Origin of the sequence: Streptomyces sp. NPDC005811 (assembly GCF_040630405.1) — a bacterium.
GTDB lineage: Bacteria > Actinomycetota > Actinomycetes > Streptomycetales > Streptomycetaceae > Streptomyces.
This window is the reverse complement of sequence record NZ_JBEXXK010000069.1, coordinates 24,385-38,692: the sequence shown is the minus strand read 5'-3', so window position 1 is coordinate 38,692 and position 14,308 is coordinate 24,385. Positions and strand designations below refer to the sequence as shown.

The window sequence follows — 14,308 nt, the reverse complement described above, 5'->3', positions numbered from 1 at the left end:
GGACTCAGTCGGCCTGCTGGGCGACCGTCTCCCGCTCCGGTCTGCGCGGGGCGGCGGTCCTGCGCTCCTGGACCTGCGCGTAGGCCATCAGGCCGACCAGGACGGCCAGTAGCACGGCCGAGGAACCCGCGGTACCGAGGTCCAGGCCGCCCTTGGCGACCGGCTTGGTCAGGAAGTCACCGGCGGTGGCTCCCAGCGGGCGCGTGAGGACGAAGGCGATCCAGAACAGCAGCACGTTCGGGACGACGGGTGCCTTCATCAGGGCGACGAGGACGGCGAGTGCCCCGGTCACGAGCAGCGCGCCGCCCGCGTAGCCGAGGCCGGAGCTGTCGGAGAGGAAGTCGCCCATGGAGGTGCCGAGGGTGTTGGAGACGAGGATCGCGGACCAGAACAGGGCCTCGCCGCGGAAGGTGACGATGTCGCGGATCTGGAAGGTCATGCCGGTCGCCTTCCAGACGGCGAAGATGACCAGCAGGATCGAGATGAGGATCGCGGCGCCGGTGGGGTAGCCGAGACCCAGGCCCTGCGGTCCCCAGCCGAGCGAAGTGGTGCCGCCCGAAAGGTACTTGGCGCTGGCGTCGCGGTTCATGAAGTCGGACATCGTGGTGCCGGCCATGCTGGTCGACAGGATCACGGTCCAGTAGTAGAACGGGTGGTAGCGGCTGGACCTGAGCTGGACGACCAGGGTCACCACGAACAGGAGGAACAGCGCGATCGTGGTGAGGAAGTAGCCGAGCTTGAGGGTCTGCGCGAAGAGGTCGCCGGCCGTCTCGCCGAGGGTGGTGGCTGCGATCTTCATGACCCAGAACGCCAGCGTCACTTCCGGGAGTTTGTTCATCACCGACCTGGTCGTGCTCGCGACGTCTAAATCGGTGAGGAGTTCTGGTTGTTCCAAGGTGGGGGGCTCCTGTTCGGTCGTACGTCAGAGCGCCCGCCCCGCGTCGGAGACGAGCGCCCTGTGAGAAGAGGTGACCGTGAGGGTGGTCACCGGAGCCGACCTTGGCAGGTTCAGCCTGAACGCATCCTGAACGCCTGCCGCGTGCCTGCTCAGGCCGCGTGCCGCGCGGTGCGCTGAGGATCCGTCACGTCCTTTCGGGTCACGGAGAGATACACGACCAGGGCAAGTATCACCGTCAGGAACACGGCGCTGGTGACGACGGTGCCGAGGCCGAGGCCGCCGTCGCCGGTGGGCTGGGAGAGGTAGTCGCCGATGGACGCGCCGAGCGGACGGGTGAGGATGTAGGCGATCCAGAAGCTCCACACCGCGTCCAGCCCCAGCTTGAAGTGTGCGAGGGCGACCGCGGCGATGGCCAGCCCGAACAGCAGCGCGGAGAGCCAGTAGCCGAGGGCCATGCGCTCGGAGACCAGGTCGCCGGCTGCGGTACCGAGGGCGAAGGTGAACAGGACGGCGAGCCAGTAGTAGGACTCACGGCTCGGGGTGTCGATGTGGTGGATGGACAGCGTCCGCTCGCGCCGGTACCAGACCACGAAGACGATCGCGAGAACGACCGCGAAGACGGTGGTGCTGGTCTCCAGCGGCACCCCCATGTTGTCGGTCAGGTTGTCGCTGATCAGCGTGCCGACGACGCTGATCAGGGCGACGGCGAGCCAGTACACGCCCGCGCGGTACGCGGTGGTGCGGAACTGCACCACGAGGACGACCGCGAGCAGGGCGCTCATCAGCACCGACACGCCGGTCAGGCCGAGCCCGGCCTTCTCGTTGAGCAGGTCGGCCGCGGTCTCACCGACCGTCGTGCACAGCACCTTGATGATCCAGAAGAAGACGGTGACTTCCGGCACCTTGTTCCAGCCCAGTCGGTGACCGGAGGGCGCCACCTGGCCGTCGGCCGCCGTGGCCGCAGGCGTCTGTGAGGTCTCGTATGTCATGAGGCCCGACCGTGCCACGGGATACCTGAACACATCCTGACTGCCGTGCGGCATCAGCTCCTGATCCCACCCCGCCCGAACACCATGAGTGCCATGACGACTCATGATCACGGCTCCCCCATAGCGGCGTTCCGCCCCGTCCCCTCCACCGCTATGAGAGAAGACCCCCTTGAACCGTCCGACTGGCTCCCGCCCGCCCGCTGACCGAGCGACGACCTGGCTGCGCCGCCGACTCGGCCGGGCCGTCGTGCTGTCCTATGTCGCTGCCCTGCTCCTGCCCGGTCCCGGTCTATGGCTGCGCCGAGAGCACGCCCTGCCGCTCGGCACCACGGCCAGCCTGCCGCTGAGCACCGGCCCGCTGCTGCTGTCCCTGGTGCTCCTCTCCGCAGGACTGCAGGTGCCCGTCCGTGAACTGGGCCGTCTGCTGCGCAGCCCGACCGCCCTGCTGGCCGGGCTGGTCCTGCACCTGGTGATCCCGCTGCTGGTCATCCCCGTCGTCGCGTTCGGACTGCACCTGACCCCCGACAGCGACGGCGGCAGCGGGCTGGTCACCGCGATGATCCTGATCGTGGCGATGCCCGTGGCCGCCGGAGCCACCGTGTGGACCGGCAAGGACGACGGCGACCAGCCCACCATGGTGGGGCTCGTCCTCGCCTCCACCCTCCTCAGCCCACTCACCGTCCCGCTGGTCATCACCACCCTGCTGCCGCTCCTCAGCGACGGCTACGCGGACACCCTCAGTGCCACCGGGCGCACGGTCCACGGCGGCTTCGCCCTCGTCGGCGTGGTCCTGCCCTGCGCGGCCGGCGTCCTGGGCCGGCTCGCGCTACCGACGGCGTGGCTCAGTCATGTGCTGCGGGTGATCGTGCCCGTGGCCCTGATCGGCTCGCTCCTGCTGACCTACATCAACGCCAGCGGCGCCCTGGACTCCTTCCTCGCGCACCCGCGCCCGCTGCTGCTCGGCGCGGCGCTGGCCGTGGCGGCGCTCGTCTGCCTGCTGTCCTTCCTGCTGGGGCAGGCCGCCGCACGCCTGCTGCGCCTGGACGCCCCCGCCTCCTCGTCGCTGACGCTCGCCTGCGGCATGAACAACAGCAGCGCGAGCGCGGTCCTGATCACCACCACCCTGCCCGACAAACCGCACCTGCTCCTGCCCGTGCTCGCCTACGGTCTGCTCCAGAAGACGGCCGCGAGCCGCGTGGTGGCCGCGACCTCGCGTGCCTGAGCCGTCGGACCGTGCGCGGACGCGGGTGGTGGCCGTAGACGAAGATCACCGCTTGTACCCGGGTGCGGGTGACGCAGGTCCTGCCGGTAGCCCTTCTTTCTCGCCCTGCTCCGTCCCGGTGAGCCGGGACGAGTCGCACAGGCTTACGGTCACGCAGGCCCCGCCCGACGGGTGGTTGGCAAAGCTCACCCGGCCGCCGTGGGCCTCGGCGATCGTCGCGACGATGGAGAGGCCGAGCCCGCCGGCCCGCGCGTCGGGACTCGGGTTCGGCGGCGGCCCGGCGAGCACGGCGGGCGGGAAGCCCTCGCCCTGGTCGTGCACGCACACGCGCACCACGCCCTCCGCCTGTTCGGCGCTGAGGGTGATGCGGCCCGGCCCACAGGGGCCGGAGTGACGCAGGGCGTTGTCGAGGAGGTTGTGCAGGACTTGGCGCAGCCGTACCGGATCGAGGTCGGCTTCGGGGGTGCTGGAGGGCTCCACGCTGATCGCCGCGCCCTCGGCGGTCGCGCGGGCGCGGAACGCCTCGGCGGCGTCGGTCAGCAGCCGCGGCAGGGAGACGAGTTCGCGTCGCAACGGGAGCCGGCCCTGTCGGGTGCGGGCGAGGACGAGGAGGTCCTCGGCGAGCCCGACGAGCCGGTCGGTCTCGGCGGCGGCGGAGCGTACGGCGGCTTCGAGTTCGGCACGGTCACGCGGGCGTGCCGTGGCCAGTTCGAGCTGGGCCCGCAGCAGTGCCAGCGGGGTGCGCAGTTCGTGTCCGGCGGTGTCGACGAAGCGGTGCTCGCGTTCCAGCGCTTCCTGTAGCCGCGCGAGCATGGCGTTGAGGGTACGCGCCAGCCGGGCCAGTTCATCCCCGGTGGGTGGGACGGTCAGACGCCGTTCGGGCTCGGCCTCGGAGATCGCGGCGGCCTCCCGGCGGATGCGTTCGACCGGCCGCAGGGCCGCGCCCGCCAGCAGCCAGCCCGCCCAAGACGAGGCCACCAGGGCGAGCGGACCACCGACGAGCAGCAGGATCAGCAGCCGGTCCAGTGCCTCCGTACGGTCCCCGAGCGGTGCGCCCACGACGAGGACGGCGGGCCGGGCGGCCGTCCCCGGCAGGCGGACGGGCAGGGCGAGCAGCCTGGCAGGGTCGTCGATACCCACGACATGACGGCTGAGGAAGACCGGCTCGGTGACGGTTCGTGCGGTGCCCGGCGGCAGCATGGGCGCTGCCGCGACGGCCGGGGTCGTCTCGACGACGTCGCCCTGCGGCGACAGGATCTGGCCGAACGACTCGTCGGGGTCGACAAGTCCGCGGCCCGCGTCCAGTGGGGCCCTTTCGCGCTGGGCCAGCGAACCGACGGTGGCCGAGGCCCGTGCGCGCAGGTCGAGGTCGACGGCGCGGGTCAGCTCTGTGCCCATCCGGGTGTAGAGGAAGGCGCCCAGCGCGCTCAGCACCACCGCCATCGCCAGGCAGAAGGCGAGAGTCAGACGGAGCCGGACGGGGAACCGAGTCAACGGGGTGCGCACGGCCCGCAGTGTCCTTGTGGTCATCTCTCGTCCCGCAGCCAGTAGCCGGCGCCGCGTGAGGTGCGCAGTGACTGCCGTCCGAAGGGACGGTCGATCTTCTGCCGGAGGTAGCCCACGTACACCTCCACGACATTCGAGTCCGCGTCGAAGGTGAAGTCCCAGACGTGTTCGATGAGTTCGGCCTTGGACAGCACCTGGCCGGGCTGCCGCATCAGGCACTCCAGCAGCGCGAACTCCTTGGCCGTCAACGAGATCGGCGTACCGTCGCGGGCCACGGAGCGGGTCGCCGGGTCAAGGGTGAGGTCGCCGACGGTGAGCACGGCGGGCCGCTCGCGGGCGCCCCGGCGCATCAGCGCGCGCAGCCGGGACAGCAGCTCGGCGAGCGCGAAGGGCTTGACGAGATAGTCGTCCGCGCCCAGATCCAGGCCCCTCACCCGGTCCTCGACGGCGTCCCGCGCGGTCAGCAGCAGGACGGGCGCCCACCGGCCGGCGGCACGGATCTGCCGCAGCACGCCGAACCCGTCGGTGCCCGGCAGCATCACGTCCAGGACGACCACATCGTAATCGGTCTCATGGGCGTACCAGAGGCCGTCCTCGCCGGTGGCGGCCACGTCGACCGCGAAGCCGTTCTCCGCCAGGCAGCGCCGCAGCAGCTCGGCCATGGGCGCTTCGTCCTCGACCACGAGAATCCGCATGGCGCCTCCTCGCACAGGCCCTGCCCGTCCCAGCGTAGTGCGGGCGGATAAGCAGACGCTGAGTCCGTCCGGGCGGAGCCCACGGGGACACGTGGGAACCGTTTCAGGTTCTCCTCAGCCACCGGCGAGCAGGCTCGAAGCCCACCGCCCCACGAGGGAGCCCCGATGACCGGCAAAGACATGACACGCAGAGCACTGGTCCTCGCCGTCGCCGCCGGCTGCACGGCCACGGTCGTGCTGACGGCCTGCTCGTCGGGTTCCGGGAGCTCGGGCCACCGGTCCGCGGCGCCCACGACGGTCAGCCCGGCTCCCCGCGGTTTCTCGGCGACCGTCGACAACCCGTGGTTCCCGCTGCCGCCCGGCCGGACCCTGGTCTACAGCGGCGTCAAGGACGGCACGAAGACCACGGAATACCTCACCGCCACCCGCGAGATCCAGAAGATCACCGGCATCCCCTGCCGCGTCGTCGAGGACCGCCTCTACACCGACCGCACCCTCCACGAAGCCACCCGCGACTACTACGCCCAGGACACGCTCGGCAACGTCTGGTACTTCGGCGAGGACACCGCCGAACTCGACGCCCACGGCAACATGATCTCCACCGAGGGCACCTGGCGCGCCGGCCGTGACGGCGCCCGCCCCGGCGTCTTCCTGCCCGCCCACCCCGCACCCGGCGCCGGCGGACAGCAGGAGTACTACCCCGGCCAGGCCGAGGACCGCTTCCAGGTCCTGGACCTGACCTCCCGGGTGTCCGTCCCGTACAAGACCTTCAGCGGGGCCCTGCGCACGAAAGAATGGACGCCGCTGGAGCCCGGGGTCGTGGACAACAAGTACTACGTCAAAGGCATCGGCACAGTGAAGGAGGTCACGGTCGCGGGCGGCCCGTTCGAGGAGAACGTGCTGACCGCGGTGACGGGCCAGGGAGGAGGCGAGTGATCCCCAAGTACTTCAGCCACCAGGAACGATCCCCACCGCACCGCCGATCCACTTCGCGACGGACGTCCCCGGCCCTGCCGCGACCGAGAAGGTGACGCGAAGACGGCCACCTCACACAGACCCCCCTTGTGTCTCATCCTGATCGAGTGGGACGAGCAGCGTGAAGGTGGCCGGGTGGCCGCTGCGCAGGGAGAGCCTGCCGCCGAGCGAGACCGCCAGGTCACGGGCGAGAGCCAGGCCGATGCCCGCTCCCGGCCCGCCCCCGGTGTGCCCGCGGTCGAAGAGCCGGGTCGGCTCGCCCTCCACGGCGCCCTCGTCGCTCACGTCGAAGGCAACGGCGTCGTCCAGATCCCGCACGGTGACCCGGACGGTGCCGCGCCCGTGCACCCGGGCGTTGTCCAGCAGGACGCCGAGGACCTCCGACACGGGCGCGCCCGGGACCAGGACATCGGCCGGTGCGTCCCGTGTGGGGCACTCCAGGCGTCGGCCGTCCCGGGCGAACAGGCCGTGCCAGCGTTCTTCGGTGTCCCGCAGCAGCTGCCGTACCGCGACCTTCCGCGCGGCAGGGCGGGACACCTCCCTTGCACCGGCGAGCCGCAGCACCTCCTCGACCGTGTGGTGCAGGCGGTGGGTGGCCGCCAGTGCTTCGGCCAGCACAGGCCGCAGCCGGGCGTCGTCGTGCTGGGCGAGACCCGCCTCCAGGGTGAGCTGAAGGCCGGTGAGCGGGGTGCGCAGCTGGTGGGAGGCGTTGGCGGTGAAGTCGCGTTCGTGACGCAGGACTTCGGACAGGCTGTGCAGCATCTCGTTGTGGGTGCGGGCCACCTGGTCGATCTCGGCGATGCTGCTGGGGGCTGCCCGGGCGTTCAGGTCGCCCTCGGCCACGGCCCGGCAGTGGCGGGAGAGATCCTCCAGCGGGGCGGCCAGCGCCCGTGCCTGACGGCGGGCGACGACGACCGCCACGGCCAGGGCCAGCGCCGCCACGCCCAGCAGCACCGCCCAGACGGCGAGGACACGGTCGCGGACAGAGGCGGCAGGAGAAGAGGCCCGCACGACGCCGATCACCTTCTCGTCGTGCGAGACGGGCACGGTGACCACCAGATCGCCGCCCGAGTGGTCCCGTACGGCCTCTCCGCCCAGAGTCCGACGGACCGGGGCGTCGCCCGGGCGCGGACCGCTGCCCGCCCGCAGCCGCGACTGCGGGTCGTACAGGCCGAGGCGCCCGCCCGCCGGGGGGCTGGGCAGTTCCACCGGGTCACCGGTCGCGTAGTCCGGGCTCACCCGTACGGCCCCGGCCAGGGCCGACCGCTCCAGGGTGTCGCGCTGGTCGGCGTACAGGGACGATCTGATGGCCAGGGCGAGCGGGACGGCGAGGAGGACGACGGCGACCAGGGCGGCGGTCAGGGCGACTCGCACCACGCGCTGTCTCATGACCCCATCATGCGGGCCGCCCACCTGGGCCGACGCGATGCGCCACACGCTTTTGCCGTCGTCTAACCCTCGGGGAGCGATGCGTTAACCGGCCGCTGCCTAGCGTCGGCGCCATGGACCGTCCGGTCCGAGGATTCCCCTGGAGGGCAGTGGCCATGGCAGCACGCACACGGACGTACGCGGTCGTCGGACTGGCCGTCGTCGCGGCGGTGACCGCCGGCTGTTCCGGGTCGGGTTCAAGCTCCGGCTCCACTGCTTCCCCGGCCCCCACCGAGTCCAACCCACCCGGCGACATCCCCGACAACCAGGTGTACGTCGCCTACCGGCCGGCCGGCGGTTCCTTCACCGGCTTCACCGTGAAGGTGCCCGAAGGATGGGCCCGCACCGACCAGGGCGGCGCCACCGTGTTCACCGACAAGCTCAACACCGTGAAGATCACGGCGGTTTCCGCCTCCCGCAGGCCCACGACCGGTTCGGTCACCAGCACGGTCGTACCGCAACTGCGCTCACAGGTACCGAAGTTCGCCGCCGCCAAGGTGTCGGAGGTGACGCGGCGCTCCGGCCCCGTGGTCCTGCTCACCTACCAGGGCGACTCGGCGAAGGACCCGGTGACCGGCAAGGTGGTGCGGGACGCGTTCGAGCGGTACGCCTTCCACCGCGCCGGGCACGAGGTGGACCTGACCCTGTCCGGACCGGTCAAGGCCGACAACGTCGATCCCTGGCGCATCGTCAGCGACTCCTTCGGGTGGCGGTGAGCAGGATGCCCGTCGACTCGCGCGGCTCCGGCGGTTCGGCCGACGACGTGCTGACCGCCCGCGAGCTGTACCGCTTCTACCGGGCCGGCGAGGAGGAGACGCTCGCGCTGCGCGGGGTGTCGCTCAGGGTGCGGCGCGGTGAGACCGTCGCGGTGGTGGGGCCGTCCGGGGCCGGCAAGTCGACCCTGCTGGCGTGCCTGGCGGGACTCGACGAGCCTTCCGGGGGCGAGGTCCGCGTGGACGGCGTACGGATCAGCCACCGGCCCGAGACCGAGCGGGCCCGACTGCGCGCCCGGCACATCGGCGTCCTGCTGCAGACCCGCAACCTGCTGCCGCATCTGAGCGTGCGCGACAACGTCCGCCTGCCCCAGCGGGCGCGGGGCCGCCGCGCTCCCGTCGCGGCCGAGGCCCTGCTGGCTCAGGTGGGGCTGGCCGGGCGAGCGCATGCCCTGCCCCGGCAACTGTCCGGTGGGGAGCTGGCACGGGCGGGACTGGCTGTCGCGCTGGCCAACGCGCCCGCCGTCCTGCTGGCCGACGAGCCGACCGGAGAACTGGACGGTGAGACAGAGCAGTCGGTGCTCTCGCTGCTGCGCGAGCGGGCCGCGCAGGGCTGCGCGGTCCTCGTCGTCACACACAGCGCGGAGGCGGTCCGGGCCGCGGACCGGGTGATCACGCTGGCGGACGGCAAGGCCGTCGACGGCCCGCCGCCGCACGACCGCGAGGAGACGCACGATGTCGTCGGATGAGGTGCTCGTGACCTGTACGGACGCGGCTCTGACTTTCGGCCGGGGAGCGCAGGCGGTCGTGGCCGTGCACGGCGCGGACCTGAAGATCCGGGCTGGAGACCGGCTCGCGGTGGTCGGCCCCTCGGGGTCGGGTAAGAGTTCCCTGCTGCACCTGATCGCCGGGCTCGAACAGCCCACCCGCGGCACCGTCATCCGTACCGCCTCCCTCGGGCCGTACGACATCGGCCTCGTCTTCCAGGGCGACAGCCTGATCCCCGCCCTGAACGTGGCCGAGAACACCGCCCTCCCGCTGGTCCTCGCCGACCGGCCGGAGGGCGAGGCGAGGCAGACCGCGCTCACCGCGCTCGCCCTGGTGGACGCCGCCGGCCTCGCCGACCGGCTGCCCGAGGAGATCTCCGGCGGGCAGGCCCAAAGGGTGGCCGCCGCCCGGGTCCTGGCCCAGGCCCCCCGCCTGATCCTCGCCGACGAACCCACCGGCCGGCTCGACCACGCCACCGGCGCCCGTGTCCTGGACGCGCTGCTGACGGCCGCCGACCACACCGGCGCGGCCCTCGTCGTCACCACCCACGATCCGGCCGTCGCCGCCGGACTCACCGTCCGGCGCACGATGCGCGGGGGACGGCTGCTCGCACCCGAGGAGGTGTCATGATCACCGCGTGGACCGGCGGGCTGGCCCGCCACCGCACCGGTCGGCTGCTGGCCGCCCTGGCGGGCGTCGCGCTCGCGGTAGCCCTCGTCGCCTCGCTCGGCTCCTTCCTCACCGCGTCGAAGGCCACCATGACCCAGCGCGCCCTGCGCTCGGTCGCCGTGGACTGGCAGGTCCAGGTACAGCCCGGCGCCGACCCGGACACCGTCCTGTCCCTGGTGCGGAAGGCCCCCGGCACCCGCACCGCGCTCCCGGTCGGCTTCGCCCGTACCAACGGGTTCACCGCCCGCGTACAGGGCACCACCCAGACCACCAGCCCCGGCATGGCCCTCGGCCTGCCCGACGGCTACCGCGCCCGCTTCCCCGACGCCGTTCGCACGCTCTCCGGCTCCTCCTCCGGGGTCCTGCTGGCCCAGCAGACCGCCTCCAACCTGCACGCCGCACCCGGCGACACCGTCGGTATCCAGATCCCCGGCGCCGGGCTGCGGCAGGTGAAGGTGGACGGCGTGGTCGACCTGCCCCAGGCCGACTCGCTCTTCCAGACCGTCGGCGCCCCGAGCCAGTCCCAGCCGACCGCGCCACCGGACAACGTCGTCCTGCTGCCCGCCGCCCGGTTCGCCTCCCTCACCCGTGGCGCCGCCGCCGTCACCACCCAGATCCACGTCGCCCGCGACACCACCCGCCTGCCCTCCGACCCCGCCTCCGCGTTCTCCTCGGTCACCGGTGCCGCCCATCACCTGGAGGCCCGCTCGACAGGCACCGCCCTGGTCGGCGACAACATCGGTGCCGCCCTCGACTCCGCCCGCCAGGACGCCCTGTACGCGCAGATCCTCTTCCTCTTCCTCGGCGTACCCGGCGCCGTCCTGGCCGCCGCACTGACGGCGGCGGTCGCCTCGGCCGGTGGTGAAAGGCGCCGCCAGGAGCAGGGCCTGCTTCGGCTGCGCGGACTGCGTCCCCGCCAGATCACCGGTCTCGCGGGCCTGGAAGCCGCCCTGATCGGCCTCGCCGGGGGCATCGCGGGACTGGGAGTCGCCGCGCTCACCGGCCGTCTCGCCTTCGGCACGGCCTCCTTCGGCGCGAGCGCCGGGACGTGGTCCGTCCGGTACGCCATCGCCTTCGTGCTGGGGGCCGCGGTGGCCGCCGGGGCCGTCCTCGTCCCAGCCTTGCGGGACCTGCGCTCGGTCACCGTCGCCGACACCCGCAAACAGCAGAACGTACGACGCGCTCGGTCGCCCTGGTGGATGCGGTACGGCCTGGATTTCGCGCTCCTGATCGGCTCGTGGCTGGTCTTCCGCGCCTCCTCCGGCAACCAGTACGCCCTGGTCCTCGCCCCTGAGGGCGTTCCCAGCATCTCCGTGTCGTACTGGGCGTTCCTCGGCCCCGCCCTACTGTGGATCGGCGCGGCGCTGCTGCTGTGGCGCCTCACCCTGCTCGCCCTCGCCCACGGCCGTGCCGTCCTGGCCCGGCTGTCCCGCCCGCTGACCGCGACCCTGTCCGGCACCACCGCGGCCGTGCTGGCAAGGCGCCGCCGCCCGCTCGCCCGCTCGGTGGTACTGCTCTCCCTGGCCGTCTCCTTCGCCGTGTCGACCGCCGTCTTCAACGCCACCTACAAGCAGCAGGCCGAGGTCGACGCTCGGCTGACCAACGGCGCCGATGTGACCGTCACCGAACCGCCCGGCACCCAGGTCGCACCCGCCTCCGGGGCAGCTCTGAAGATCTCGGGCGTACGGCACGTCGAACCCCTCCAGCACCGTTTCGCCTACGTCGGCTCCGACCTGCAGGACCTCTACGGCGTCCAGCCAGGCAGTATCGCCAAGGCCACCTCACTCCAGGACGCCTACTTCGCCGGAGGCAGCGCACCGCAGCTGATGCGGCGCCTGGCCCAGCGCCCGGACAACCTGCTCGTCAGCGTCGAGACCGTCCACGACTTCCAGCTCTCCCCCGGCGACACCGTCAACCTGCGTATCCAGGACGCCCGCACCAAGGCCCTGCGCACGGTCCCCTTCCACTACGCGGGCATCGTCAAGGAGTTCCCCACCGCCCCCAAGGACAGCTTCTTCGTCGCCAACGCCTCCTACATCGCCAGGGCCACCGGCAGCGACGCGGTCGGCGCCTTCCTCCTCGACACCGGCGGCACCCATCAGAAGCAGATCGCCGCACAGCTGCACCGGCAGCTCGGCACCCGTGCCACCGTCACCGACCTCACCCAGACCCGCGGGACCGTCGGCACCAGCCTGACGTCCGTCGACCTGGCCGGTCTGACCCGAATCGAACTCGCCTTCGCGGTACTGCTCGCCGCCGGAGCCGGCGGCCTCGTCCTCGCCCTCGGGCTCGCCGAACGACGTCGTACCTTCGCGATCGCCACGGTCCTCGGCGCGCGGGCGGGCCAGCTGCGCGGCATGGTCCTCACCGAGGCCCTGCTGCTGGCCGTCGGCGGCCTGGCCGGAGGCACCCTGATCGGCTGGGCTCTGTCGGAGATGCTGGTCAAGGTCCTGACCGGGGTCTTCGATCCCCCACCGGCGGCCCTGTCGATCCCCGGTGCCTACCTGGCGCTCACCGCGGCAGCCGCCGTCACCGCCGTCCTCGTCGCGGCCCTCAACGGCATCCGCAGCAGCCACCGCCCCGCCGTGGAGGAGCTCCGCGACCTGTGATTGCGCCGGACACCGACGACGGGCCCCTGACCGTCTCCGCTCCTAGGCTGTCGCCCATGCGCACATCCGCCGCACCCGACCGCAGCCGCGTGCGGGTCCTCCTCGTCGAGGACGACGACGTCATCGGCCGCCACCTGGAAGCCGGCCTGCGCGGCCACGACTACGCGCCGACCTGGTGCCGGACGGGGGCGGGCGCACTGACCGAGGCCGCGCGGGCGCCTTACGACGTACTGCTGCTGGACCTGGGGCTGCCGGACATGGACGGCCTGGACGTGGCCCGGAACCTGCGCGCCCGTCTGCCCGACCTGCTGATCGTCGTATTGACCGCGCGGACCGGGGACATCGACGTCATCGCCGGACTGGACGCCGGAGCCGACGACTACCTCGTCAAGCCGTTCAGCATGACCGTGCTGCTCGCCCGGCTGCGGGCGCATCTGCGACGGCAGGCAGTGGCAGCCCCGGCCCGGGAGCCGGCGCGGCTGGGCGATCTGGTCGTCGACGTCCCGGCCCGGCGCTGCACGCTGCACGGTGTCGGCATCCCCCTGCGGGCGAAAGAGTTCGACCTGCTCGCGGTGCTCGCCGAGCGGATCGGCGAGGCGGTGTCGCGGGAGACGTTGATGGCCGAGGTGTGGGACGAGAACTGGTTCGGGTCCACCAAGACCCTCGACGTGACGATGGCGGGCCTGCGGCGCAGGCTGACCGAGGCCGCGGAGGCGAGCGGCGGCCCGGCCCGGATGCCGGAGATCACCACGCTGCGGGGGCACGGGTACCGGCTGGAACGGCAACCGGATCCGCCGGAGTGAGCAAAGTGGGTAGGAGCCTATGGCTCCGCCGCACCACCCTCGCCGGCTTGGGCAGCGGTCTCCCGAGCAAGACGGAGGAACCACGCCCGTAGTCCGCAGAAGCCACGGCACCCCGAGCCGATTCACAGGGCGGAGCGGCGGGCCAGCAGGCCCAGGACCAGGAGGCCGGGGGCCATGGGCAGCCACCCGGTCAGCAGGCGGTAGCCGAGGACCGCCGAGACGGCCGTGTGCCCCGGGGCTCCGGCCGCGGTCAGCGCGAGGGCGAGCGCGGCGTCCAGCGACCCCAGCCCACCGGGCGTGGGAAGCAGCGCCGCCGCACCACTGGCGACGAGGTACGCCATGACGACATGGCTGGTGGGCAGTGAGAGGTCGAGCGCGTGGACCACGGCGACGACCACGCCGGCGTGGAGCAACGTGAACGCGACCGAGCCGCCCCACAGGGCGCAGGCCCGTGCCCGGGAGCGATGCACCTCCCGCACGTCTGCCACGGCCTGCCCCGCCACCCGCCTGAGCCGACCGCTGGCCACGACCGCCGACACGACGGCTGCCACGGCCACCAGCGCCCAGAGCAGCACGTGCGGCACCCGCGCCGACAGCGGCACAGCACCCGGCGAGGCCAGCAGCAGCACCACGCCCAGCACACACCGGACGATCCCGCCGGCGGCCGCCTTCACGGCCAGCGCGGTCGCGGAGCGCCTGGTGGACAAGCCGCACCGCGTCAGGAACCGCAGGTTGACCAAGCCAGCTCCGGCCCCTGCGGGCAGGAGGTGGTTGGCGGCGCACGCCGCGAACTGCGCGGCCACCAGCCGTCCCCGCGGCAGCCGTTCGACGACCGCCCCCTGCTGTGCCACCGCCGCGCACACCCACGTGGCGACGGTGGCGCAGCAGGCGAGCAGCAGCCATTCCCCGTCGGCGGCGGCCAGTTGGTCGGTCCCGCTGTCCAGCGTGGAGCGGTGCGCGGCCAGCACGCCGCCTGCGGCGACGAGCACCGCCGATGTGATCCCCAGCCGGAGGTACAGGCGCCGGCCCCCGG

The 14,308-nt window shown here is 72.5% G+C and carries 13 protein-coding genes; 7 read left to right on the top strand and 6 right to left on the bottom strand.

Annotated features, from left to right (window positions below; genetic code table 11):
* Positions 1-4: 4 nt before the first annotated feature.
* Positions 5-838 carry a hypothetical protein gene (locus ABZ490_RS45360; RefSeq protein ID WP_359004446.1) on the bottom strand — a complete coding sequence of 278 codons (834 nt, stop codon included), beginning with the start codon at positions 836-838 and terminating at the stop codon, positions 5-7.
* Between the two features lie 209 nt (positions 839-1,047).
* Positions 1,048-1,887 (bottom strand): hypothetical protein, encoded by an 840-nt coding sequence (locus ABZ490_RS45355; RefSeq protein WP_359004443.1) that lies wholly within the window; start codon positions 1,885-1,887, stop codon positions 1,048-1,050.
* Positions 1,888-2,056: 169 nt separating this feature from the next.
* Here ABZ490_RS45355 and ABZ490_RS45350 point away from each other — a divergent pair, with 169 nt between their 5' ends.
* A complete protein-coding gene (locus ABZ490_RS45350; RefSeq protein WP_359004440.1) occupies positions 2,057-3,109 on the top strand; it encodes a sodium-dependent transporter in 1,053 nt (350 codons plus the stop codon).
* 45 nt (positions 3,110-3,154) lie between these two features.
* Here the strand turns inward: ABZ490_RS45350 and ABZ490_RS45345 are convergent, their stop codons facing one another.
* Together ABZ490_RS45345 and ABZ490_RS45340 are read right to left on the bottom strand one after the other, a co-directional pair.
* Positions 3,155-4,639, bottom strand: a complete 1,485-nt coding sequence (locus ABZ490_RS45345) for an ATP-binding protein (RefSeq protein ID WP_359004438.1) — start codon at positions 4,637-4,639, stop codon at positions 3,155-3,157.
* Positions 4,636-5,310: a response regulator transcription factor gene (locus ABZ490_RS45340; protein ID WP_359004435.1), complete on the bottom strand. Its 675-nt coding sequence runs from the start codon at positions 5,308-5,310 to the stop codon at positions 4,636-4,638. Before ABZ490_RS45340 ends, ABZ490_RS45345 begins: the two co-directional genes overlap by 4 nt.
* A gap of 165 nt (positions 5,311-5,475) precedes the next feature.
* Between ABZ490_RS45340 and ABZ490_RS45335 the strand changes: the two genes are divergently transcribed.
* A complete protein-coding gene (locus ABZ490_RS45335) occupies positions 5,476-6,246 on the top strand; it encodes a hypothetical protein (protein ID WP_359004432.1) in 771 nt (256 codons plus the stop codon).
* Between the two features lie 111 nt (positions 6,247-6,357).
* Here ABZ490_RS45335 and ABZ490_RS45330 read toward each other — a convergent pair whose 3' ends face one another.
* Positions 6,358-7,674 (bottom strand): HAMP domain-containing sensor histidine kinase, encoded by a 1,317-nt coding sequence (locus tag ABZ490_RS45330; RefSeq protein WP_359004430.1) that lies wholly within the window; start codon positions 7,672-7,674, stop codon positions 6,358-6,360.
* 155 nt (positions 7,675-7,829) lie between these two features.
* Between ABZ490_RS45330 and ABZ490_RS45325 the strand changes: the two genes are divergently transcribed.
* From ABZ490_RS45325 to ABZ490_RS45305, 5 genes are read left to right on the top strand one after another with little or no spacing between them, the layout of a single operon-like run.
* Entirely contained in the window at positions 7,830-8,429 is a 600-nt protein-coding gene (locus ABZ490_RS45325; protein WP_359004427.1) for a hypothetical protein, read from the top strand.
* A gap of 5 nt (positions 8,430-8,434) precedes the next feature.
* On the top strand, positions 8,435-9,175 hold the full coding sequence (locus ABZ490_RS45320) for an ABC transporter ATP-binding protein (RefSeq protein ID WP_359004424.1): 741 nt from the start codon (positions 8,435-8,437) through the stop codon (positions 9,173-9,175).
* Positions 9,162-9,824 carry an ATP-binding cassette domain-containing protein gene (locus ABZ490_RS45315; RefSeq protein ID WP_359004421.1) on the top strand — a complete coding sequence of 221 codons (663 nt, stop codon included), beginning with the start codon at positions 9,162-9,164 and terminating at the stop codon, positions 9,822-9,824. The genes ABZ490_RS45320 and ABZ490_RS45315 overlap by 14 nt, the downstream gene beginning before the upstream one ends.
* Positions 9,821-12,472, top strand: a complete 2,652-nt coding sequence (locus ABZ490_RS45310) for an FtsX-like permease family protein (RefSeq protein WP_359004418.1) — start codon at positions 9,821-9,823, stop codon at positions 12,470-12,472. Before ABZ490_RS45315 ends, ABZ490_RS45310 begins: the two co-directional genes overlap by 4 nt.
* A gap of 56 nt (positions 12,473-12,528) precedes the next feature.
* The gene (locus tag ABZ490_RS45305; protein ID WP_359004416.1) at positions 12,529-13,275 is read left to right on the top strand and encodes a response regulator transcription factor; all 747 of its coding nucleotides are present in this window, start codon (positions 12,529-12,531) and stop codon (positions 13,273-13,275) included.
* Between the two features lie 122 nt (positions 13,276-13,397).
* Here the strand turns inward: ABZ490_RS45305 and ABZ490_RS45300 are convergent, their stop codons facing one another.
* The gene (locus ABZ490_RS45300) at positions 13,398-14,276 is read right to left on the bottom strand and encodes a lysylphosphatidylglycerol synthase domain-containing protein (protein WP_359004501.1); all 879 of its coding nucleotides are present in this window, start codon (positions 14,274-14,276) and stop codon (positions 13,398-13,400) included.
* Positions 14,277-14,308 lie beyond the last annotated feature (32 nt).